This window comes from Hyphomonas sp. TMED31 (genome assembly GCF_002172815.1).
Taxonomy (GTDB): Bacteria; Pseudomonadota; Alphaproteobacteria; order Caulobacterales; family Hyphomonadaceae; genus Hyphomonas; species Hyphomonas atlantica.
Genome location: NZ_NHCK01000014.1, coordinates 37,853 through 61,201, shown reverse-complemented (window position 1 = coordinate 61,201; position 23,349 = coordinate 37,853). Strand labels below are relative to the sequence as shown.

General features: G+C 59.1%; 19 protein-coding genes and 1 pseudogene. 8 read left to right on the top strand and 12 right to left on the bottom strand.

Translation table 11 applies throughout. From position 1 onward, the window contains the following. Positions 1-58: 58 nt before the first annotated feature. From CBB91_RS02115 to yghU, 4 genes are all read left to right on the top strand, one after another. Positions 59-1,033 carry an agmatine deiminase family protein gene (locus tag CBB91_RS02115; protein WP_273011565.1) on the top strand — a complete coding sequence of 325 codons (975 nt, stop codon included), beginning with the start codon at positions 59-61 and terminating at the stop codon, positions 1,031-1,033. A 16-nt stretch (positions 1,034-1,049) separates the two neighbouring features. Next, positions 1,050-1,892 carry an N-carbamoylputrescine amidase gene (aguB, locus tag CBB91_RS02110; protein WP_273011562.1) on the top strand — a complete coding sequence of 281 codons (843 nt, stop codon included), beginning with the start codon at positions 1,050-1,052 and terminating at the stop codon, positions 1,890-1,892. A 752-nt stretch (positions 1,893-2,644) separates the two neighbouring features. After that, on the top strand, positions 2,645-5,095 hold the full coding sequence (locus CBB91_RS02105) for a PAS domain-containing sensor histidine kinase (protein WP_273011560.1): 2,451 nt from the start codon (positions 2,645-2,647) through the stop codon (positions 5,093-5,095). A 117-nt stretch (positions 5,096-5,212) separates the two neighbouring features. After that, positions 5,213-6,085, top strand: a complete 873-nt coding sequence (gene yghU, locus CBB91_RS02100) for a glutathione-dependent disulfide-bond oxidoreductase (RefSeq protein ID WP_273011557.1) — start codon at positions 5,213-5,215, stop codon at positions 6,083-6,085. A gap of 827 nt (positions 6,086-6,912) precedes the next feature. Here the strand turns inward: yghU and CBB91_RS02095 are convergent. Then, the gene (locus CBB91_RS02095; RefSeq protein ID WP_273011553.1) at positions 6,913-7,884 is read right to left on the bottom strand and encodes an oxidoreductase; all 972 of its coding nucleotides are present in this window, start codon (positions 7,882-7,884) and stop codon (positions 6,913-6,915) included. Between the two features lie 156 nt (positions 7,885-8,040). Here CBB91_RS02095 and CBB91_RS02090 point away from each other — a divergent pair, with 156 nt between their 5' ends. Beyond that, positions 8,041-8,640, top strand: coding sequence for a tetratricopeptide repeat protein (locus CBB91_RS02090; protein WP_273011552.1), 600 nt, complete (start codon positions 8,041-8,043; stop codon positions 8,638-8,640). Here CBB91_RS02090 and CBB91_RS02085 read toward each other — a convergent pair. Beyond that, the gene (locus tag CBB91_RS02085) at positions 8,634-9,143 is read right to left on the bottom strand and encodes a polymer-forming cytoskeletal protein (RefSeq protein ID WP_035547109.1); all 510 of its coding nucleotides are present in this window, start codon (positions 9,141-9,143) and stop codon (positions 8,634-8,636) included. The two genes, CBB91_RS02090 and CBB91_RS02085, sit on opposite strands and share 7 nt — an antisense overlap. A gap of 175 nt (positions 9,144-9,318) precedes the next feature. Here CBB91_RS02085 and CBB91_RS02080 point away from each other — a divergent pair, with 175 nt between their 5' ends. After that, positions 9,319-10,005, top strand: coding sequence for a GH25 family lysozyme (locus CBB91_RS02080; RefSeq protein ID WP_273011551.1), 687 nt, complete (start codon positions 9,319-9,321; stop codon positions 10,003-10,005). A 3-nt stretch (positions 10,006-10,008) separates the two neighbouring features. Here the strand turns inward: CBB91_RS02080 and ilvC are convergent, their stop codons facing one another. From ilvC to miaA, 4 genes and pseudogenes are all read right to left on the bottom strand, one after another. Then, positions 10,009-11,028 (bottom strand): ketol-acid reductoisomerase, encoded by a 1,020-nt coding sequence (ilvC, locus tag CBB91_RS02075; RefSeq protein WP_273011549.1) that lies wholly within the window; start codon positions 11,026-11,028, stop codon positions 10,009-10,011. Positions 11,029-11,724: 696 nt separating this feature from the next. Beyond that, positions 11,725-12,300 carry an acetolactate synthase small subunit gene (gene ilvN / locus CBB91_RS02070; protein WP_273011546.1) on the bottom strand — a complete coding sequence of 192 codons (576 nt, stop codon included), beginning with the start codon at positions 12,298-12,300 and terminating at the stop codon, positions 11,725-11,727. Between the two features lie 129 nt (positions 12,301-12,429). Further along, a pseudogene (locus CBB91_RS02065) lies at positions 12,430-14,209 on the bottom strand (acetolactate synthase 3 large subunit). Positions 14,210-14,380: 171 nt separating this feature from the next. Then, positions 14,381-15,331 carry a tRNA (adenosine(37)-N6)-dimethylallyltransferase MiaA gene (miaA, locus tag CBB91_RS02060; protein WP_273011541.1) on the bottom strand — a complete coding sequence of 317 codons (951 nt, stop codon included), beginning with the start codon at positions 15,329-15,331 and terminating at the stop codon, positions 14,381-14,383. 53 nt (positions 15,332-15,384) lie between these two features. On the opposite strand from miaA, the gene serB reads away from it, so the two are divergent. After that, a complete protein-coding gene (gene serB, locus CBB91_RS02055; protein WP_273011538.1) occupies positions 15,385-16,305 on the top strand; it encodes a phosphoserine phosphatase SerB in 921 nt (306 codons plus the stop codon). Here serB and CBB91_RS02050 read toward each other — a convergent pair whose 3' ends face one another. The 4 genes from CBB91_RS02050 to hflK form a co-directional block, all read right to left on the bottom strand. Then, on the bottom strand, positions 16,306-17,763 hold the full coding sequence (locus CBB91_RS02050) for a Do family serine endopeptidase (RefSeq protein WP_035547094.1): 1,458 nt from the start codon (positions 17,761-17,763) through the stop codon (positions 16,306-16,308). It lies immediately after the preceding gene. An 81-nt stretch (positions 17,764-17,844) separates the two neighbouring features. Continuing rightward, positions 17,845-18,042: a DUF2065 domain-containing protein gene (locus CBB91_RS02045; RefSeq protein WP_035547089.1), complete on the bottom strand. Its 198-nt coding sequence runs from the start codon at positions 18,040-18,042 to the stop codon at positions 17,845-17,847. A gap of 12 nt (positions 18,043-18,054) precedes the next feature. Then, positions 18,055-18,951 (bottom strand): protease modulator HflC, encoded by an 897-nt coding sequence (locus CBB91_RS02040; protein ID WP_035547085.1) that lies wholly within the window; start codon positions 18,949-18,951, stop codon positions 18,055-18,057. Beyond that, positions 18,951-20,078, bottom strand: a complete 1,128-nt coding sequence (gene hflK / locus CBB91_RS02035; protein ID WP_273011533.1) for an FtsH protease activity modulator HflK — start codon at positions 20,076-20,078, stop codon at positions 18,951-18,953. Before hflK ends, CBB91_RS02040 begins: the two co-directional genes overlap by 1 nt. A 98-nt stretch (positions 20,079-20,176) precedes the next feature. Between hflK and CBB91_RS02030 the strand changes: the two genes are divergently transcribed. Further along, a complete protein-coding gene (locus CBB91_RS02030; RefSeq protein WP_273011530.1) occupies positions 20,177-21,352 on the top strand; it encodes an Mrp/NBP35 family ATP-binding protein in 1,176 nt (391 codons plus the stop codon). On the opposite strand, the gene CBB91_RS02025 is transcribed toward CBB91_RS02030, so the two are convergent. Both CBB91_RS02025 and CBB91_RS02020 read right to left on the bottom strand, forming a co-directional pair. After that, positions 21,349-22,446, bottom strand: coding sequence for a serine hydrolase domain-containing protein (locus CBB91_RS02025; protein WP_273011527.1), 1,098 nt, complete (start codon positions 22,444-22,446; stop codon positions 21,349-21,351). The two genes, CBB91_RS02030 and CBB91_RS02025, sit on opposite strands and share 4 nt — an antisense overlap. 148 nt (positions 22,447-22,594) lie before the next feature. After that, positions 22,595-23,329 (bottom strand): SDR family oxidoreductase, encoded by a 735-nt coding sequence (locus CBB91_RS02020; protein ID WP_035547070.1) that lies wholly within the window; start codon positions 23,327-23,329, stop codon positions 22,595-22,597. Positions 23,330-23,349 lie beyond the last annotated feature (20 nt).

Sequence of the window (23,349 nt, the reverse complement as noted above, 5' to 3'; positions counted from 1 at the left end):
CGAAGGGCCGCCCTTTTCCTTTGGAACAAGCTGTGGCATGGCGCGCTCAATGTCTGATATGAAACCTCACCTCCCGCCCGAATGGGCCCCGCATGCTGCTCTTTGGGTCGGCTGGCCCCGCCTTGTTGAGGAGTGGGGCGGCAATCTGGACGGGCCTCGCGCCGATATCGCCGGTTTTATCCGCGCGGCATCTGACTTCGTACCGATCCGCGTTGCAGTGGGCTCGGATGAAGCGGAAGAAACCGCGCGCGCAGCGGTGGGTGATTGCGCCGACATCTGCCGTATTCCGACAGGAGATATTTGGCTGCGCGATACCGGACCGATCATTACCGGCTCTGGCGATGCGCGAAAGGCGCAGACGTTCCGGTTCAATGGGTGGGGCGGGAAATACCTGATGCCCGGCGATACCGAAACAGCTGTGGCGATCGCAGACTTCGAGAACATTATTACAGAGTCTCATGATCTGGTTCTTGAAGGTGGTGGGATTGATGCTGATGGCACAGGCCGTCTGTTGACGACCGGGCAGTGCCTGTTGAACGCAAACCGCAATCCTGATCTCGACCAGTCCGAAATCGAATTGGCCATTTCGCACGCGCTTGGCGTCCATGAATACATCTGGCTGGGCGATGGCCTGCTCAATGATCATACGGACGGCCATGTCGACAATGTTGCACGTTTCATCTCTCCGGGGCATGCGATCTGCCAGCATCCCTCAGGCGATGACGATCCGAATGCGGAAACCTTGCAGGAGATTGAGACAACGCTACGCAGGGCCGGGCTGGAAGTAACGACCATACCGTCACCGGGTCTTGTGAAGGATGAGGATGGTAATCCCATTCCGGCAAGCCATATGAATTTCNCGATCACGAATGGGGTCGTTCTCGTACCGGTGTATGAGGATCGTTATAGCCTGGTGGCATTGGCCGAGCTGAGCGCCTTATTTGAGGGACGCCAGGTGATTGGCTTGCCGGCGCGGCACATCCTCAATGGCGGAGGCAGCTTCCACTGCATGACCCGCGAAATTCCAGCCTGACTTNCAGGAGACAGACATGACCCGCACTCTGACCCTTGCCAGCATTCAGTTCACGCCGTCAGACGATGAGCAGGACAATATCGACCGCGTGGCCGCCTTTGTGCGTGAAGCAGCAGAGAAGGGCGCAGATGTTGTTCTCCCGCCGGAGCTGTTTACCGGCTACTATTTCTGCAAGACGCAGGAAGAAGAGCATTTTGCGCGTGCCTACCCTTGGCGAGAACACCCCGCTGTTGAGCAANTGTCGGAACTCGCAGCGGANCTCGGCGTCGTCATACCGGTNTCCATCTATGAGAAGGATGGGCCGCACTANTACAATTCACTTGTCATGATCGATGCGGACGGAACACCGCTGGGGGTCTATCGCAAGAGTCACATTCCAGATGGGCCGGGCTATCAGGAAAAATACTATTTCCGCCCGGGCGATACTGGCTTCCGTGTCTGGGACACGATGAAGGGGCGTCTCGGCGTCGGTATTTGCTGGGATCAATGGTTCCCGGANGCGGCGCGGGCCATGTCCCTCATGGGAGCGGACGCGCTGCTCTACCCAACAGCCATTGGCGCTGAGCCGCAGGATGCGAGCCTCGACACCGCGGCGCGCTGGCGCCGGGCCATGCAAGGTCATGCTGTGTCGAACACGATCCCGGTTGTCGCCGCCAATCGCGTCGGCGATGAAGAGGGGCAGGTGTTTTACGGCACGAGTTTCATTGCCGACCCGACGGGTGAGATCGTGATCGATTTCGGGCGNACNGAGCAGGGCGTACTCGTCGCCGAGTTTGATCTGGACGAAATAGACCGGGAACGAGCAGCCTGGGGCTTCTTCCGAGACCGCCGCACGGATCTCTACGACATCCTTACCTAGTTGCGTGGGGGCCGATCTGTTTCGGTCCGGGCAAATCTCGGTTTATCCTGCCTTTCAGGTTTCGGTGCCTTCAAGTCAGCGATGTTGATGCTGCCGGACTCGCTGGCGAAATCCGCCGCAAATCGCGTCAAGACCGTTTTGAATTCCTCAAAGCTGGCCTGGCGGTCGAGATTTGGATCGAACCGCGCCGGATTGCCGAGCGTGTCGTCTCGAATTGGTTGGCTCTCGGCCCAGGTGAGCTGTTCCAGCGGGCTGAGATAACCATCTTCATTCGTGTCCGCTTCTGCGAAGGCGGCCGAAATACCAGCCGCGAGNTCGTCTTGCGTCACCTCGCCATCAAGGTCAGTGTCAAAGCTCACGATCAGGCCGCCACCGGATACCAAGCGATCGGGTGCGTGCGCATTCGGCGGGGCTTTCCGTTTGGAAGGGCCGGGATAGGNCTGTCCGGGCAAGCGCACCANTTCATCCAGATCATCATCACCTGCGCCNGCCGCAGTNGGAGCGACGAGGGCGCATACAGCGGCGGCGGACAAGGNAAAAATCAGGTTGCGCATCGACAACTCCATGAAGGTTTGACGATGCAGAGTAAGATGGTGTGGCGTTTTTGCAACATAACGTTTCAGTTATCTTGTCCCCGAAGCCGTCTCGCATTAGCCTCTTGTTAACGCCGCCTTAACGCAAAGGGAGCAATCCGTTAACCAGTTGCGGTCGCCGTATGGTGCCCGATTCGTGCGATTTGGATTGAAGACACTATGGCAATTACGGCGGACCAGGTACCACTCATCATGTCTGCCGGCGCGACGGCGCTGGGGCTTGCGGCCCTGCTTTGGGCCTTGCGTGTCTCCGACGGCGCCCGCGGTGCTGCCCGTAAATACAAGGATCGGTCTTCGGATCTGGAAACGCTTCTGGCGGAACACCGCTCAATTCTCGGTGCGCATCCAGGCGTCATTCTGGTCTGGCAGGGCGACGCGCTTGAGCCCGACAGCGAAGAAATGACCCCGCCAGAACTGTATGGATCTCCAGTGGCGTTGGCCGGGCTGCTCAGCTTTACAGATGATGCCATTTCACCAGACCCGGCGGTCCGGATCATTGAAGGCCTTGCTGATCTGGAGGCGCGCGACAGTTCCGGTCAGGACACGACGCTGCGGATTCGGATGCGCGAACTGCGCGACACAGGACAGGCGTTTTCATTGACGATCATTGGTCCGTCCGGTCGCTTCCTTGAGGCNGATGGTCGAACAGCAGGCGCGCGCGCCGTGGTNTGGGTGACTGACACAACGATCAAGGGCCTCGAAGAAAGTTCCGCNCGCGGCAAGCTGGAAGANGCCCGGCAGGTTATTGCGCGCGACCCNACAGCGTTTCTGGATATGCTTGGCAAGGCCCCATTCCCGGCCTGGCGCGTGTCCGGCATGGGCAANCTGCAATGGGTGAACCCGTCTTACATTGAAGCCGTGGATGGCGTGAACCTTGACCGTGTTCTGGATCGCCAACTGATGCTGGACCAGGCATCAGCGGATCAGGCGCGCAAGACGATTTCAGATGGCGCCGATATCGATGAAACGCGGCATATGATTATCAATGGTGAGCGCCGGGCGATGCGTGTGCTGACCTTCCCGCTTTCCGGTGGAGCAGGGGCGATGGCATTCGATGTCACTGCGCAGGAGAATGCCCGCGAGGAACTGAACCGCCATGTTCGCGCGCATGACGAGACCCTCAACCANGTTGCGGATGCCGTGGCGATCTTTGGTGCAGACCGAAAGTTGACCTTCTACAACAAGGCCTTCCGCGACATGTGGGATCTGGACGAGAGCTTCCTGCTGGATCGTCCGAACCACGGCCAGTTGCTGGACCGCCTGCGCGAGCGCCGCAAGCTGCCCGCGCGGACCAATTATGCCGAGTGGCGCGCAGAAGAACTGTCTTACTATCTCGATATCGATGGCGTGAAAGAGGACACTTGGTCCTTGCCGGATGACCGGACACTGTCTGTTACGCGTCAACGCCACCCGATGGGCGGTCTGTTGTTGCTGTTCAAGGACATTACTGGCGAGCTTGATCTGAAGACGAAATTCAACGCCATCGTGAAGACGCANGCATCAACGCTGGACAATCTGCATGAGGCAGTCGTTGTGTTCGGCGGCGACGGGCGGCTTAAACTGTTCAACAAGGCATTTGAGCACCTTTGGTCGCTTGATCATGACACGTTGAAGGATCACCCGGACTACAGCGCCGTGATCGAAGACTGTGTGCCGCTGTTCCACGACCTCGATGTGTGGGATGCCATCAAGCGTCATATCACTGACCCCTCTGCGCGGGCGCGTCAGTCCACGACGGGCGAGATGCGCCGGTCTGACGGGTCGATCCTGACATATCTGACCCATCCGCTGCCGGACGGGAACACACTGATCGCTTTCGCGGATGTGACGGCGACGCGCCGCGTTGAGTCTGCCCTTCGCGATCGCGCCGAGGCCTTCGAAGCCGCGGACCGGTTGAAGACAGAGTTCGTGCGCAACGTGTCTTATCAGTTGCGCTCGCCGCTCACCGTCATCTTCGGGTATGCCGAGCTGCTGGAAACCAAGCGCAATGGAGACCTGACAGAACGCCAGTCTGATTATGTCAGTGCAATNCTNTCAGCGTCTGACCATCTGTCCAANCTGATNGAGAATATTCTCGATCTCGCCATGATCGAGGCGGGCCGNATGGATCTCGACGTCAAGGATGTCGACCTGGCCCATGTCATTGACGAGAGCGTCGAAATGGTCGTGTCGAAAGCGGAAGATACGCAGATCAATGTACGCGCTGATATTATGGGCGACCTTGGCGTGATCCGCGCAGACGAACGCCGCATCAAGCAGATCCTGTTCAATCTGATCTCGAACTCTCTGCGCTTTACCGAATCTGGCGGCGAAATCGTCGTTGCGTCNCAGCGTGTNGGCGACATGGTNACCTTGTCCGTTCGCGACAATGGNCGGGGTCTTGAGGCTGATAAACGCGCGACCAGTTTCGACAGTTTCGTATCCGGAGACCAGCGCGGCGCAGGCCTGGGCCTGGCTCTGGTGAAGCACTTTGTCGACCTGCATGGTGGTACAGTCGGCATGAAGCCGGTTGATGGCGGCGGCCTGGAAGTGACGTGCTGGTTGCCTGTGAAAGTGACCAAATCGGCTCAGAACCAGGAGCTTCTCCTNACCGAAAGCGTACCAGCCTGACTGTGGCTACACAGGCTGACCGTCATGCCGTTTAGGAATTCTCACAAAGAAGTTTGCTGACAATCCCGGCTCCCTTCCTACATGTTTGCAAGACACGTTGAAGGAAGGACGCGAAACATGGCCGACAATACTTACACGCCTCCAAAGGTCTGGACCTGGGACAAGGCCAGCGGCGGGCGATTTGCGAACATCAACCGTCCGATTGCCGGGCCGACGCATGACAAGGAATTGCCAGTCGGCAAGCATCCGATCCAGCTCTATTCGCTNGGGACGCCCAATGGTGTGAAGGTCACNATCATGCTGGAGGAACTGCTCGCGGCTGGGCATGAGGGTGCAGAGTATGACGCCTGGCTGATCAATATCGGAGAAGGNGANCAGTTCGGCTCCGGCTATGTCGATCTGAATCCGAACTCGAAAATTCCGGTCATGTTCGANACGACCACGAAGACGCGGGTGTTCGAGAGTGGCTCGATCCTGTTGTATCTCGCCGAGAAATTTGGCGCCTTCCTGCCGACCGATCACAACAAGCGCACTGAGGCGTTGAACTGGCTGTTCTGGCAAATGGGCTCAGCGCCGTATCTCGGCGGCGGTTTCGGCCATTTCTATGCCTACGCGCCAGAGAAGTTCGAGTATCCGATTAATCGNTTCGCCATGGAGGTGAAGCGCCAGCTGGACGTGCTGGACCGCAANCTTGCCGATCGCGAATANATGGCCGGGGACGAGTATTCNATTGCCGATATGGCGATCTGGCCGTGGTATGGTGCGCTGGTGAAAGGTCTGGTCTANGAGGCGGGTGAGTTCCTGCAGGTACATGAGTACAAGAACGTCATTCGCTGGACGGACCAGCTTGCTCAGCGCGAGCCGGTCAAGCGCGGCCGCATGGTGAACCGGACATTCGGTGATCCGGCCTCACAGCTGCGCGAACGTCACGATGCCAGCGATTTTGAAACGCGGACGCAGGACAAGCTGGAGCCGGAAAGCTCCAACTAGCACTTTCGNTNAGCGTTAGAGCTTNTCGAATTTGAGAACGTAGCGATCCGTCTGTCTTCGGATGGACGGATCGAACACGTTGACGGTGCCGTCATCGTCAGGATTGGAGAGCAGGTCACTTTCTTCGACCAGTTTCAGCCCGACATCTTCCATCATCTCCATCAGAACATCCTGTGCGAGCCGATGCGTGTCTCCGCCTGTCGTGGGCGGTGCGCCTTCAGGTGCGCGATGATCTATCACGACGAAGTGACCGCCTTGTGCGAGGACTCTCGAAATCTCTGAAAAGCAGACTTCCGGATCACCAAGCGCTCCGGGTTCAGACCCCTCCGGTGTGTACCAGAGCTCGTGTGGTCCAAGGAACCAGGTAACGAGGTCGACTTCCTGATCGCCTATCGGCTCNAAATCATCGAACGATGTCTGGATATGCGTGACATTCCGAAGGCGGCCATCCATCCGGCGTTCTACGGCGTCGCCCAGGAATACTTCGAATTCGGGCGGGTTCTGCAGATAGACCTTNCCTTCTTCGCCCACGACGAGTGAGAACAGTTCCGTATAGATGCCGTCGCCAGCCTCCATGTCCAACACCGTCATNCCGGGCTGGACGCCGGTAAATGCNAGAATCTCCCTGGAGTGACGCAACTCGTACTGNTCGAAATCGCTTTCAGGCCGACNGTCTNGAACGAAAACCGAGTCGTAGTCGAAGGACTNCTCAGCCATCAAAGCGACCGGGGGCGTATCGCCATATTCCGGTGTGCAGGCTGTGACCAGGAGCGCCGCTGCAGTCATGATCAGAAATGCGTGTTTCATGCGAGGAGTCCTTTCCGAACTCAGGCCTTGCTGAGCATGGCCTCACTGATTTCCCAAAGCCGTTCGGCTTTTTCGTCATCACAGATCCAGGGCCGGGCATGTTCCCAACGCTGGCTGTCTTCGGTAGCGAGTTTTGCAATATCACAATCTTCGCAGTAAACGCCGCCCTTGTCGGCGAGGGCGGGGGCAGTTGCTGCCCAGACGCTTGTNGATGCGCCCTGTTCCGGGGTCTTGAACATGGCCTGCACCATTGGCGGGATCGTGCCGTCTGGATTCTTCCAGCCGAGTTCGGCCATTTCTTCATCTGTCAGGTGACGCTGCAGAGGCGTGAAGATNCCCCCTGGNTGGACTGAGAATGCCCGGACGCCAATGTCCTTGCCGCGATGATCCACGCCGAGCGCAAACAGGGCGCAGGCCGACTTGGACTGACCGTAGGCTTCCCATTTGTCATAGGGGTGGCTGTCATAATTCGGATCGTCCCAGATCACATCTGACCGAACGTGCGCGGTGGAAGACAGGGCCACAAGGCGGGCACCGTCTGCACGCTCAAGGGCCGGAGCNAGAGCCAGGCTCATCGCCATATGGGCCAGATGGTTTACGCCNAGCTGGCGCTCCCATCCNGGTCCNACACGTGTTTCGGGGCAGGCCATGATGCCGGCATTGTTGATCAACATGTCCAGAGCGCGGCCGGTGTCTTCATAGTCAGAGGTGAATTTCTTCACGCTGGAAATGTCTTCGAGGTCCATGGCGGCGATCTCGATCTCGCCGGGCACATTGGCCANCGCTTCCTCGGCAGCATCCACGCGCCGGGCCGGAACTGTGACACGCGCCCCTGCGCCCGCAAGCGCCCGAACGGTTTCAAGGCCGATACCGGAATAGCCGCCGGTGACAATTGCATTGCGACCGGTCAGATCTATGTCTGCGACGACTTCCTGTGCGGTGGATTTGGCGTGAAATCCTGACCCGATTGGTTGNTGNTCTGATGCGGCCATGTGGTTCCCCTTTGNATGTCTCTTCTCATTNATGATGAGCAAGCCTNTCNTTCGGCAAGCCCAGCCGCGCGTCGTTACGAATCTGTAAGCAGCCAATTGCGTGGACGCACTACGTGACGACACTTATATCCTTAATCAAGCAAAGGGAGAAACCGAATGCGAACTCTTGCCATCGCACTGTCCGCCGTCGCCATGTCTGTTGCGGCGCTCCCCGCCATTGCCCAATATGGTCAGGTAGAACGAACCCAGGCGGAGATCGCGCTTGAGGAGGCCAGCGCAAATCTGAAAGAGAACCGTGCCAAGCGTACCGAAGCCATTCGGGCGTGCGGGACAAACGACTATCAGGCCTGTTTCGAGCTTGGAGATATGTACCGGCGCGGTCTGGGCGGACTACAGGATTATGAAAAGGCCGCTGAGAACTATCGCAAGGCGTGCAATGGCAGCCACGCTGAAGCTTGTTCCGGGCTTGCTTATTTGACGCTGCAAGGGCGCGGAATGGACGTGGACCACGTTCAGGCGCGGGGGCTCTATGACAAGGCGTGCGACCTTGGCGATGTCAGCGGCTGCGCGGCGCTGGGCAATATGGTTTATACGGGGCAGGGCGGTCGCAAAAATGTACCTGAAGGTACGCGCCTACTTCAGGAATCCTGTGATCGCGAATATGAATGGGCCTGTGAACGCCTGTCGACATTGGGCGCCTACCAGCCGGATGATTATACGTGGGAGCGTCTTGAGGACGTAAAACGCCGCTACTGATTTTCGTTCATTGCGGCCAGTTTGCGCGCAAGGTTCGATCCGGGCAGCGGGCGTGCAGGTTGAGACGGGTCTCTCTCCTGTTCGCCAGTCAGTGAGTCTGCGGCCTGTGTCGGGTCTGGCACTTCAGCGCTTTCATGTGCGGGCAAATTGCCCTCTGTGGCCACGACAAGGTCTGCTGTCAGCAAAGATCCAGCATCGACACGAATACTGCGGGTGGTCACTTTTCCGGTTACTTTTGCATCCGTCCAGATTTCCACGCTCTCGTGGGCTGTGATGGTTCCGCTCAGTTTACCGTGCACGATGATCACAGGGGCTTCCAGAGAGCCTTCCAGCTCGCCTGTGGCCTCAATCAGCACCATTGCATCAGATTTGACGGGGCCTTTCATGTGTCCAGCGATGGTGAGGGGGCCGGAGAAGGTGAAAGTGCCTTCCAGGGCGCAGTCGGCGGCGATGTAGCTGCCCTGGCCGGAGCGGCCCTTGCTGTCGGTCTCGGTTCTGGCCATCGCCCACTCTTTCCCAGTTTCCGGTCGTGTTAACTCTACCACGGCCAGAGTGTTGAATTTATTGCCCTTATAGCTTCAATTTGTTGTATCTCACAGACGCTGGGCGAAGAAAGCCATGCAAGAAGTGGGCAAGTTTTGCTCGCCTCAGTGCCTTATTCATGTGTTGAAACAATGTATGCGCCCGTTTCTGACTGTCGTCACCTTGTTGTTCCTTGTCGCCGCATGTCGCGATGTGTCGCCATCTGTCGCTGGAAACCGCGCCATGTTGCAACCCGGATTCACCGGTCTCGACCTGTCGCACCATAATGGCCGGATCGACTGGGAGGCCTTCGAGGCGGCGCCGGTCGACTTCCTCTATCTGAAAGCAACCGAGGGGACTGACTGGAAGGATCCGCGATTCCAGGATCATTGGCGCGAGGCCAAGGCGCGGGGCTGGCTGGTCGGGGCGTATCATTTCTATCGCCTGTGCCGAGCCGGCGAGGCGCAGGCCGGGAATTTCATTCAGTCCGTCGAGGTGCGGGCAGGGGGCCTGCCGCCGGCTGTCGATCTGGAATATGCGCACAATTGCGAACCGCGCGGCAGTATGTCGGAGACGCTGGCGGAACTGGATGTGTTTCTGGAGAGGGTGGAAGCCGAGTATGGTCAGCGCCCGGTGATCTATACCACGCCGGAGTTTCATCGCGACTGGCTGTCAGACGGCTATGCCGATTATCCGCTCTGGCTGAGGGGGCTGGGCGAGGTCATGCCCCGAACCCGGGACGGCCGCGCACCGGACATCTGGCAATATACGATGTCCGGCCGCGTGCCGGGAATTGAAAGCCGGGTGGACATGAACCGTGTGCCGGACCGTCCACCCGAATAGGACCTAGTTGCGGGCCTTGTCGACCAGGCGGTCGTTCTGCGCCCAGTGCATCATGCCGCGCAGCTTTTCGCCGACTTCCTCGATCTCGTGGCTGTTCATGCGCTGGCGCATGGCGTTGAAGCCCGGTGCGCCGGCCTGGTTTTCCAGAACCCAGTTGCGCGCGAAGGTGCCGTTCTGGATGTCTTCCAGAACCTTCTTCATGTTTGCCTTGGCTTCGGAATTCACGACGCGTGGGCCGGAAACGTATTCGCCGTATTCGGCCGTGTTGGAGATCGAGTAGTTCATGTTGGCGATGCCGCCTTCATAAATCAGGTCCACGATCAGCTTGGTTTCGTGCAGGCATTCGAAATATGCCATTTCAGGCGCGTAACCGGCCTCGACCAGCGTTTCGTAACCCGCCTTGATCAGTTCGACGATGCCGCCGCAAAGCACAGCCTGTTCACCGAACAGGTCGGTTTCGGTTTCTTCGCGGAAGGAAGTTTCGATCACGCCAGCGCGGGTGTTGCCGATGGCTTTCGAATAAGACAGGGCAACGTCTTTCGCGGTGCCGGTTGCNTCCTGATGGATCGCAACGAGACCCGGCANGCCAAAGCCCATCTGGTATTGGGCGCGCAGCGTGTGGCCTGGGCCCTTCGGCGCAGACAGGGAAACGTCAACGTCCGGACGCGGACGGATCAGGTTGTAGTGAACGTTGAAGCCGTGGCCGAACATCAGGTGCTGGCCCGCNCGCAGGTGTGGCTCGATTTCGTTTGCGTACAGAACGGCCTGCTTCTCGTCCGGGATCAGGATCATGATCACGTCGGCCCATTGCGCAGCCTCTGCTGGCGTGACGACTTCGAGGCCTTCAGCNTCNGCCTTCTTGCGGCTTGGGGAGCCTTCNTAGAGGCCGACCTTGACGTTCTTCACGCCGCTGTCGCGCATGTTGAGAATGTGGGCGTGGCCCTGGCTGCCATAGCCAATGACGGCGACTTTCTTGCTCTGGATGAGGGCGATGTCCGCATCCTGCTCGTAATAGATTTTCATGGGCCTCTACTTGCTCCGCTGGAAGATTGATTGTGGGGGATNAGACTTCAGATCAATTGGATTGGCATACCCAGTCATCTGAAAAATTGGCGACGCCGATGACGCTGCGGTTCAGTTCGGCAATGGGATCTGTGGCTTCGGCATGGCGGGANAACTGGCGCAGGCCGCTGGTTGTCTCGATGCTTGTAACGATGTCGTGCGAGGACAGCAGCAGTTCAAAACTGCGCGAACCATCTGCGTTCGTGATCATCTTTTCGCGGGNGCCATAGGCTGGCAANTCTGCATCGCTGGCNGTGAGCAATGACAANGCAACCTGATTGGCGACATTGGCTGGCAGTTGAGTTTGCACNCGGCACATCGGGATGCGGACATTTTCTGCAACCGGAACGGTGCGAGCGTCCAGCATCATTGTTCCGGACCAGTCAACAATGTCATAGATGTAGGCCGCGCCGCTCGGCGCAGCAGTATCCACGATCCGAAGCAGGGGAGCCGGATCGGCATCAAAGATTGTGCTGGCGCGTGCAACCAGACGCTCAGCGCGGTCTATGTCGCACTGAAGGTCGGCCTTGGCGGCTTCGTCAGGTGCCATATAGGCCGCCGACGAAACATTCCCGCGGCACGTTTCCGGCAGGTTCTCCTGCGCGATGGCAGTGCCACCAAGACAGAAGGCGGCGATGGCAAGCAGGCTTGCTTTTCTCATCCTTTCACCTTTCCGCGCTTGATCGACAGGACACCTGTCCGGCTGACTTCGACAAGGCCCAGAGGCCGCATGAGGTCGACAAATTGCGAGATCTTGTCGGAGGCACCCGTCAGCTCGAAAATGAAGCTCTCATTGGTCGTGTCTATCACATTTGCCCGGAAAATCTGAGAGATGCGCAGCGCTTCGACGCGGGCCTCTCCGATTCCGGCGACTTTTACCAGGGCGAGTTCGCGCTCAATGCCGCGTTTCGACTTGGTGATATCGATCACCTGATCAACGGGCACAATGCGCAGAAGCTGGGCTTCGATCTGTTCGAGGATGTGAGGCGTGCCCTGGGTCACGATCGTGATGCGTGAGCGGTGTTCGTTTGCATCCACCTCGGCCACGGTGAGGCTGTCGATGTTGTAGCCACGGCCCGAGAACAGGCCTACGACCCGCGCGAGCACACCGGGTTCGTTGTCCACCATGACGGCCAGAGTACGGCGTTCGACTTCCTGATCCTCGTGGGACAGGAAATAGGCCGATTTCGGATTGCCGCCGCTGGGCGGTGTGCCTGTCGATCCGTCGCTCATGCCTGTGTCTCCGTCCGATTAACCCCGATCATGCCGCCTTTTAAAGGCAGAATGGACCCGTGCAAAAGATGTTTTGCTGCATGGCTCATGATCAAACTCCATGTTCGACGGGCCCCATTCCCCTGACCGTCAGACCAGCGTCTTGCCGGCCTCTCCGATTTCGTCACCTGTGATCTCGCCGAGGATCATCTCATTGTGGGCAGAACCCGACGGGATCATCGGCAGGCAATTCTCTGCCTTCTCGACACGGCAGTCGAACAGGACAGGGCCGGGATGGTCAATCATTTCGCGGATCTTGTCGTCCAGCTCAGCCGGATTGTCGCATCGGATGCCATGTCCGCCCATTGCTTCAGCAAGTTTCACGAAGTCCGGCAGGCTCTCCGAATAGGTGTGNCGAATANCGNNCNCCATGNANCAATTCCTGCCACTGGCGCACCATGCCCATCCATTCATTGTTCAGGATGAAGACCTTCACCGGCAGNCGGTGCTGCAGCGCGGTGGAGAATTCCTGCATCATCATCTGGATGGANGCTTCGCCGGCAACGTCAATCACGAGACCATTCGGGTGCGCGGCCTGAACGCCAACGGCGGCGGGCAGGCCATAGCCCATCGTTCCAAGCCCGCCCGATGTCATCCAGCGGTTCGGTTCCTCGAAGTGCAGGAATTGCGCGGCCCACATCTGGTGCTGGCCAACTTCGGTGGTGAAATAGGTTTCCCGGTCGCGGGTCAGCGCGTGCAGGCGTTCCAGCGCATATTGCGGTTTGATCACCTCGTCGGAATTTGTGTAGGCGAAGCAATTTCGCGCGCGCCAGATGTCGATTTCCTGTTTCCAGGGCTTCAGGTCCGGCTTCTTCTCCTTGCGGGATTTGAACTCCTTCAGGAGTGCGGCCAGCGCCTCGGCGCAGTCTGCGATNACCGGAATGTCGACGCGNACGATCTTGTTGATCGAAGACGGNTCGATGTCGATGTGGACCTTCTTAGAGTTCGGGGAGAAGGCATCAATGCGGCCGGTCACCCGGTCGTCAAAGCGCGCGCCGACGCAGATCATCAGGTCACAGTCGTGCATGGCATTATTGGCCTCGAAACTGCCATGCATGCCGACCATGCCCAGCCAGTCCTTGTGAGAGGCCGGGAAGGCGCCCAGNCCCATCAGGGTGGAGGTCACCGGATACCCGGTGGCCTTCTGCAATTCGCGCAGCAGGCGGGAGGCTTCCGGCCCGGAATTGATGACGCCGCCACCCGTATAGAAGACCGGCCGCCGCGCATGGAGCATCAAATCCACGATTGCGGAGATGGCTTCNGGCTGGGGCGTGGTGTTCGGGTGGTAGGTCGGCTTGTGGACGCCATCCTTGCCGATATAGGTGCCGGTGGCGAACTGGATATCTTTCGGAATGTCGACCACGACCGGACCGGGACGACCGGACTTCGCAATCAGAAAAGCCTCGTGGATNGTGCGGGCCAAATCGTTCACATCGGTGACGAGNTAATTGTGCTTGGCGCAGGTGCGGGTAATGCCNGTCGTGTCGCACTCCTGNAACGCGTCCGTGCCGATCAGATGTGTCGGCACCTGACCTGTCAGGACAACCATCGGAATGGAGTCCATCATCGCATCGGCNATNGGCGTGACCATGTTCGTCGCGCCGGGGCCGGAGGTGACNAGGCAAACGCCAGGCCGGCCGGTCGAGCGGGCATAGCCCTCNGCGGCATGNCCTGCGCCCTGTTCGTGGCGCACCAGAATGTGGCTGAGCCCTTCAGTGCTGTAGAGCGCATCATAGATGGGTAGCACCGCGNCGCCCGGATACCCGAACATGACTTCCACGCCTTGCTCCTTGAGGGCCGTGATGACGATCTCGGCGCCAGTCATGGTCAAGGTTTCAGCGGCGGGCTTGGTCTTGGTTTCGGTTGTCATGGGAATGTCTCTGGTCGGGCTGGGTCTGGACTGTATCGGAAAAGAAAAAGGGCCCCGATGGAGCCCCTTGATGTGCGCGCACCCGCAATTGGCTTACTCAAAGCCAATCACGGGTGCTTAATAACGAGTACCACATTCGTGCGCACGGTGCGTTTCCTCCAACGTCGGGGATCAGGAATAATCTGCCTCAACCGGGCTGTCAATCTCCCTATACAAGGCAAGAATAACCCTCAAACGGTCTTCCGGTTCGGGTGAAGGTATGCGCGGCCAGAAGGGAAANTGGCGACCAATCCACGTGAATTGTCGCTTTGCGTAGCGTCTTGTGTCGCGTTTGGCGTTTTCTGCGGCAAATTCTGCCGTTATCTCTCCGCGCGCAAAGGCNGCCAGCCACGGCATTCCATGTGCTTTCATTGCAGGAAGTTCGGGATCGAGGTCGCGTTTTATGAGCTGGCGGGCCTCTTCCATCGCCCCTTGCATCAGCATGCCTTCAAAGCGGCGATCGATCTTCTGATAGAGTTTTGCCCGAGGNGGGGTGAGCGCAAAGCCGATCCATTCGCCATCCTTCAGGACCGGCGGCTGGCGGTTCTTCTGGAAATCGGTGATCGGCTTGCCGGTGGCCAGATAGACCTCATAGGCGCGGGCAAGCCGCTGGCGGTCTCCCGTGCCGAGCCGCGCAGCTGTTTCCGGGTCCACGGGGGTGAGGCGGTCGCGCAGGCCTTCTGCCCCCTCGGCATCTGCGATAGCCCGGACATCCGCGCGCACATCTTCCGGCACGGGCGGAATGTTGGACAGGCCCTGCGTCATGGCCAGCAGGTAGAGTCCAGTGCCGCCGACAAGGATGGCGCGCTTGCCCCTCAGTTCCAGGTTGCGGATTGTGGCGCGCACTTCTTCCAGCCAGTCGCCGGTGGAATAACGATGCGCTGCATCGACGTGACCGAACAAATGGTGCGGCACGCCGTCCATCTCTTCCTCGGTTGGGCGGGCCGAGATCACTTGCAGGTCCCGGTAGACCTGCATCGAGTCTGCGTTGACCACTTCGCCGCCCAGGCGACGTGCAACATCTATGGCGAGCGCGGTTTTTCCGCTGGCTGTTGGCCCGTGAATAAGGATGGCTGGTGTCATCTTCATAACGGTAAGGGCTTGTCAGCGGCTAGGAAACCCGTGATGAGGCGGGAATGAACGAGAAAGCAGTGAATTCGATGATCCTTGTTGCCGCCGCAAATGCCCCTGAGGACAATATCGCCTCGCGTCTCAGCATGATCTTGCGCGACATTGCACCCGCAACCCGCGTGGAGGCGATCACAAGTCTTGGCCAGATGGGAGATGTTGCGGCCGTCGAGGCCATTATACCCACTCTGCCGTCAGAAATGCTTCAGCCTGTGCTCTCAGCATTGCATGAAGCCGAGATGGACGCAGCGTTCTTGCCTGGCGAAAACCGGCGCAAGCGCCTGCTGATTTCGGATATGGATTCCACGATCATTGGCCAGGAATGCCTGGACGAACTGGCAGACTTCGCCGGTCTGAAAGCCGAAGTGTCGGCGATCACCGAGCGCGCGATGCGTGGAGAGCTGGACTTCGAAGGCGCCCTCACGACCCGCGTCGCGATGCTCAAGGGGCTGGACCTCAAAGCGCTGCAGGATGCTTATGATGCGCGCATCACGCTGAATACGGGCGCGAAGACGCTGGTTGAGACGATGAAGGCGAACGGCGCTGTCACGGTGCTGGTGTCTGGCGGGTTCACTTTCTTCACTGGCCGCGTGGCGGAAGAGGCGGGCTTTGTCGCCCATCGCGGCAACACGCTGATTGATGACGGCGCCGCCCTGACAGGGGAGGTTGGCCTGCCAATCCTCGGCCGTGAGGCGAAGCTGTCGGCGCTGGACGAAGTGTCAGCCGAGAACGGGCTTGGCCGCGCGGATGCGATTGCGCTGGGCGATGGCGCCAATGATCTTGCCATGATCAAGGCAGCGGGACTGGGCATTGCCTACAAGGCCAAGCCCATTGTTGCGGCGGAGGCGCACGCCGCCATCACGCACACAGATTTGCACACGGCCCTGTTCTTCCAGGGCTATCATGTTGATGAGTTCGTAACCGGCTGATCAGGAATTGGTCAGGTCGATAGAGATGAACTGATCGAACCAGCCGGCCTCGCCGCGACGCTTCACACGCAGCAACAAGGGCTGGTGCGGTGTGGTCATGGCTGTTTCGACCTTGCTGATCGTGTCGGATACAGTCGAGACGCGCTCAAAGTTCACTTCCATCACCACATCGCCGCGGCGCAGTTTGCCGAAGGAGCGGCCACGTGCAGACACAGTGGTCACCGCAACGCCATCAACATCATTCGGAATGCCGTAGCGCCGTCGGACATCATCATCGAGGCTGGTAAGCTCTGCGCCGAGATCGTTTGAGCTGGCCGGGGCGTCGAGCGCCGCATTCAGTTCTTCCGTTGTGTCATCATCTTCCAGCTCTCCGAGCGTGACATTGACGGTTCGCGCCTTGCCATCGCGGACGAGCGCGATTGGCACGGTTCGGCCAATTTCGGTGTCAGAGATGAGGCGGGTAAGTTCGCGCACGCTGGTGACGGTCTGGCCGTCGAAGCGCAGCACGAGATCCCCAACTTCCATATCGGAGTTTGCAGCGGGGCCGTCATCAGTGATCCTTGTGATGATCACGCCGCCCTTGCCAGTGGCCTTGTAAGCGCGGACCAGCGTTTCATCTGCGTCCTGCACATTCACGCCCAGCCAGGCGCGGCGGACGCGGCCTTCCTTGATCAGCTGGTCGGAGATGCGCTTCACCAGATTGGCTGGCACCGAGAAGCCGATACCGACAGAGCCACCTGTTGGTGAGATGATGGCCGTGTTCACGCCAACAACTTCGCCACCAAGATTGAACAATGGACCGCCGGAATTCCCGCGGTTGATGGCTGCGTCGGTCTGAATGAAGTCATCTGAGCGACCTGCGTTGAGATCACGGTTGCGCGCGGAGATAATGCCGGCAGAAACCGATCCGCCAAAGCCGAACGGATTGCCGATTGCGATCACCCAGTCGCCAACTTCGGCCTTGTCGCTGTCTGCAAGGTCCACAAAGGGAAGGGGGGTCGATGACTCGACCTTGAGAACCGCAAGGTCTGTATCGCTGTCGCGGCCGATCAGTTCAGCCTTCAGCACGCGGCCATTCGAGAAATTGATGTCGATCTCGTCGGCGTTCTCGATCACATGATTGTTCGTGATGATGATGCCGTCTGGCGAAATGACAAAGCCGGACCCGAGCGAGCCCTCACGGCGGAACCCTTCTTCGTCGCGCCCAAAGAACTCATTGAAGCGCTCCATTGGCGACCCTTCCGGGAAGGTCGGCATGCCGTCAGGCGCAATGGTTTGCGAGGTGGAGATGTTCACCACGGCGGGCATCAGTCGTTTCGACAGATCCCGGAAACTTTGCGGCTGGACCTTCTGGTCAATTCCATCAACGCGTTCAGACAGGCTCGCCTGTGCATGGGCAGGCAGGGCGGCGGACGCCGAACTCATCAGGATCAAGGCAGCAAGGGCCGAAATGCGCATAGGCCGCTGAGCCTCCTTTCGAAGCACAATCTACAGCAATATTTTTAAACTATGGCGCTTTGCGGGCGTGTTGCAACAGGTTCAGAGGACGCGGACTGCAATGACAATGAGGATCGCGCCCACAGCGGCCGATCCGATGCCGGCCAAAGCGATCTCCCGCGGGGGCATGCGGGAGAGATATTCTGCCAGGCGCCGCATGAAGTCGGGGGCGGCCGCATAGGCCACCCCCTCCAAAAACAACCACATGCCGATCCCGAGCAGGATCAGTTGCAGGCTCATCTTCGCCGGGCCCTAACGGGAGCCGCCATTTGCACGGGCCCGATTGATGAACTCGTCGCACAGGCCGAGAGAATCCGGGCCAACCACGATGCGTGTGCCTTCACGGAGAGACTTCTCGCAGGCAATGAGGGCTCTCTGGAACCGGAAGAATTCCGGGTCCTTGCCATAGGCGTTGGCGTAAATCTCGGTGGAGAGGGCGTCGCCTTCACCCCGGATGATTTCCGACTGTTCGCGGGCCTGGGCTTCAATCACGGTCTTTTCACGTTCAGCCTGGGCGCGGATCAGGCGGGCACGTTCTTCGCCCTCGGCCCGGATACGTTCGGCTTCCTGCTTACGCGCTGTCTGCATCCGGCTGTAGACACCGTTTGCCACTTCGCGCGGCAAGTCTGCCTGACGAATTCGTACGTCTACGATGGAAATACCATCATCGGCGAGTTCAGCGGCCACTTTCGAGCGGATATTGTCCATCAGTTCGGCACGCTGACCGGAGATGATTTCCGGCACCGGCACGTCACCCATGACTTCACGGATAGATGCTTTGGTCACATCATTCAGCTGGGTCGAGGCGCGGCGAATGTCGCGAAGGCTCTGATAGAATTTCAGCGGATCGCTGATGCGCCACCGGACGAAAGCGTCAACATCCAGACGGCGCTGGTCCGACGCCAGGACTTCGATGTTCTCGATGTCGAGGCCGAGATTCTTGCGGTCCAGCTTCTCGACGGTCTGGATGACCGGGATCTTGAAGTAGAGACCGGCTTCATCCGTGCCGGGTGGGTTGATGACAGCGCGCGGTTCACCGACCTGAAGGATCAGGGCCTGCTCATCCTGGCGCACGACATAGAAAGAGTTCACGATGGCGACCACGACAATCGCGATCAGGGCAAGTGCCAGCCAGCTAAGGTTACGCATCAGTTCTGTCCTCCGCGGTTACCGGACTGCACCCGATCCAGCGGCAGATAGGGCACTGCGCCGGACTGGCTGTCGAGAATGGTCTTTTCAGTGCGTTCAAGCACGCGNTCCATGGTTTCGAGATACATGCGTTCCCGCGTGACGCGCGGCGCCTTGCGGTACTCCTCATAGATCTGTTCGAAGCGNGACGCTTCACCCTGNGCGTCNGCGACGATCTGGTCACGATAGCCTTCAGCTTCCTGGAGCAGGCGCTGGGCCGTACCCCGCGCCTGNGGCACGATCTGGTTGGCGTACTGCGTGGCCTGGTTGATGTTGGTCTCGGCGTCCTGTTCGGCGACGTTCACATCGTTGAAGGCCTCGATGACCTGCTGGGGCGGGTCAGCCTTGTCGATCTGGATACTCAGGATGCGAATCCCGGCGCGATAGTCATCCAGCAAGGTTTGAACCTGTTGGGCGACCTCGTTCTGAACAACGTCCCGCTCTGTGGTGATCACGCTTTGCAGTTTCGTCTTGCCGACGACTTCGCGCATCACCGATTCCGCGACCATTTCGACGGCAATGTCCGGTTGGCGCACGTTCAGNATGTANTCNTGNGGCGCATCCGGGCGCACGCGCCAGAAGACGGAGAATTGCANGTCGACGATGTTCTCGTCTTCGGTCAGCATCAGGCTTTCGTCGATGGTCTGGCCGATTTCGGTTTTCCGGCGNGCCTCAACTTCTACCAGTTCGTGCTGTTCGAACGGAGCGGGCAGGTGGAAGTGCAGGCCGGGCCCGAAATTCGTTTGCCATTTNCCGAAGCGGAAGACAGAGGCCTGCTGGCCCGGATCCACCATCACGACGCTGGTGGACAGCCATGCGAGCAGGGCGATACCGGCAATGACGAGAAAGCCTAGCGGACCGAAATTCGTCCCGCTACCGCCTCCGCCGCCACGGCGATTTCCACCGCCGCCGCCGCGCTGGCGAAAGCGTTCCTGCATGCGCCGCATCTGTTCTTCGAGGTCATTGCCCCCGCTGCCGCCAGAGCCGCCAGGCCGGTTCCATGGAGAGTCGCCATCCTTGCCGCCTCCATTGTTTCCACCCTCGCCGCCCCAAGGGCCGCTGGATTTAGTCTTGTCATCCCAGGGCATGTGCCCTCCCTGTATTGCTGTGCATGGGTTCTATATAGGCGCTTTGATGATAAGTGCATGCCTGTTTGCAGGCATCAAGAGCAGCGGAGTCGCAGATTTTGTTCGGATCAAAGGATAAATCACGCCGGAAACTCGAGGAAAAGATCATCCAGGCCCTCGGGCAGCCCGATTGGCTGGAATCGGTGACCATTGGTGAGGACGGCCGGGTGGTGCTGGTGATCAAGGCCGATCCGGCTCAGCCAGAGGCCGCCGAGGCGCGCCGGATCGAAGCCGAGGGCAAGGTTGAACTGATCTCGGGCGTGAGCTCTGTCAGCAGCGTCCTGACGGCTGAGCGCGCCTCCAGCGCCCCTTCAAAGGAAGTTCACCTGTCTCACACACCCGCCTCGAAACGCGTGCGGAAAGGCGCCCGGCTGTCTGACGACGCCCTGCAGCAGGGCAAGGTGCCGTCTGCTGCGCCTAAATCTTCCATTCCCGGCATTTCCCGCATTCTGGTCGTCGCCAGTGCCAAGGGCGGTGTGGGTAAGTCCACAGTCTCGGTCAATCTGGCCGTGGCCATGGCGAAGGCGGGCATGAAGGTCGGGCTGATGGATGCCGACATTTATGGGCCGTCCATTCCCACCATGCTGGGCACGGTTTCAAGCGAGCCAACCACGTCTCAGGAGAGCGGAAAACTGCTGCCCGTCGAGGCGGCAGGCCTGAAGACCCTGTCGATCGGCTATTTGTCCGACCCGGACGCACCGATGATCTGGCGCGGACCGATTGTCATGTCAGCGATCACGCAGATGCTGAACGATGCCGAATGGGGCACTCCGGAAGACCCGCTGGACATACTCATCATCGACACCCCGCCGGGCACGGGCGATGCACAGTTGACCATTGCCCAACGCATTCCGGTGACCGCGGCGCTGATCGTCACGACACCGCAGGAAGTTGCCCTGGCTGATGTCCGGCGCGGCGCTGCCATGTTCGCGAAAACCGAAGTGCCGGTGCTGGGTATTGTCGAGACGATGAGCTGGTTTGAAGATCCGGCCGGCAACCGGCATTACCTCATGGGGCAGGGCGGCGGTTCGGCCACGGCCAACGCCCTCGGCTTGCCTCTGCTGGCTGAACTGCCGATGCTTCAGGCGGTCCGCGAAGGCGGCGATTCCGGCCAGCCAGCGGCGTTGACCGACGANACAGCNGGCCAGCTGTTTCACGAACTGGCCCGCAAGGTTGCCATCGAATTGGACGGACTGGCGACCAAGCCGACACCCGACATTGTGTTCGAGGACTAGTTCTCGTTGCCGAAATAATTTGTAGCCAACGTCGCAGCAAGACCGATCATGTTCTCGTAGCCGACTGTGTTGTTGTTCAGGATGACGATTACGCCATCCTCATCCGGGACCAGCATGATCAAGCTGAGATATCCGATCAGACGTCCATTATAATAGGTGACACTAACGCTTTGTTCTTCAGAGACGGGGAGCTCAGCAACGATCCAGGCCATTGGCNTGTCGGTATGGAACGCTTCTGCTTCCGCCGCATCCGAATAGATCTTGCCATCGATGACNGCGTGTCCCCATGTGTTCAGGTCGTCCGCAGTGGATACCATGGAGGCAGTGCCGCGAAACAGAACCGGGTTCACGACGGGGATAATTTCGTAAGTGCCGTCACTATGCTTGAGGTAGTTTACGGCAAGTCCGTCTGGATCCTGATAGAGTTGACCGGTTGCCGTCATGCCGAGCGGATCCAGGATCTGCTTCTGCAGACTGGCCTCGTAGTCCATGCCCGAATAGCGATCAATGATGAGCGCCAACAAGAAGTAATTGACGTTGGAGTACAGATAATCGCTGCCGGGTGTGAAATTCAGATCCAGCCCTTCGACTGCTTTCATGAAGGACTTGTCTGTGAAGGCGCGCTTCACATCATTGTCGAACCAGCCGGGTATGTCGATGTAGTGTGGAATGCCAGACCGGTTTTGCAGCAGGTGGCGGACCGTGACCTTGTCAGCGTAGGGTGCGTCAAAGTCCGGCAGCAATTCAGCCAGCGTCTGATCTAAACCGAGCTTGCCCTCGTCAACCAGCGTCAGAACCAGCGCCGCCGTGAAGCTCTTTGTCATGGAGGCGATGGGAAAACGGGTTTCCAAAGTGATATCTGTGGTGTCTTCTATCGAAGACGTATTTACAGCTTCACGCAGCAGGGTGTCGTCACCCTTGCTGACGATGAGCGTGCCAGAGAAGGAGAGCTCCTCCAATAGCGTGGAGAGTTCGCTCGAGTCGGCAAACTCGACGCCGTGCGTAGTGGCGTGCGTGTCTGGCGCAGGGAGTTCGGCGGTGCAGCCGGACGCCAGCAGGGCTGCGGCGATTGTCGCGATCAGTCTGTGTTTCATGACGGTTGCAACTAGGGAATGCTCGCGGCCTAGTCCAGCCCCTGGCGTTCGGATTGCCGCTGTTTGCCGGTGGGGGCATTGAGGGCCGGGGGCCGATCCTCGGATATGGAGCAACTAACCACATTTGAGAACCGGCCCCTGGGGCGGCTTAAACTTGTGCGAGGCCGCCATCCACGAAGACTTCGCCGCCCGTCATGTAGCTGCTGTCCTCCGACGCCAGGAAGGCGGCAACAGCAGCCGTTTCTGTCGGATAGCCCAGCCGGCCAAGGGGGCTGGAGGCACCAATCTGGTTCATGGCATCGGCCCCGATGTCACGCATGACAGTTTCGGTTTCGGTTCCGCCGGGCACGAGGACGTTGACGCGAATGCCGGATCCCCGAAGATCCTGTGCCCAACTGCGAGCGAAATTCCGAATAGCGGCTTTCGACGCACTGTAGACACTGAAGGCTGGGGTTCCCATCACGCCGGTGGTCGACCCTGTCAGGATGATTGAGCTGCCAGCTTTCAAGAGCGGTAGCGCTTTCTGAACCGTGAACAGCGTTCCTTTCACATTGACGCCGAAGGTGAGGTCGAACTGTTCCGGCGTGATATCGCCCAGCGCCGCCAGATCGCCCAGCCCGGCATTCGCAAACAGAATATCAATCTGGCCGTGCTCCTTCTCGACCTGAGCATAAAGATGATCGAGATCCTCCTGCCGGGTAACGTCGCCGGGGATGGCACGTGCATTGGGCCCCAATTGCTGAACTGCGTTCTCAAGCACGTCTATCCGACGTCCGAAAAGGTAAACGATTGCGCCGTCATCTATGAAGCGCTTTGCCGTGGCGAGTCCGATGCCGGACCCTCCGCCCGTAATGACTGCGACTTTTCCTTCAAGCTTTCCCATGTCCAATCTCCTTTTCCGCG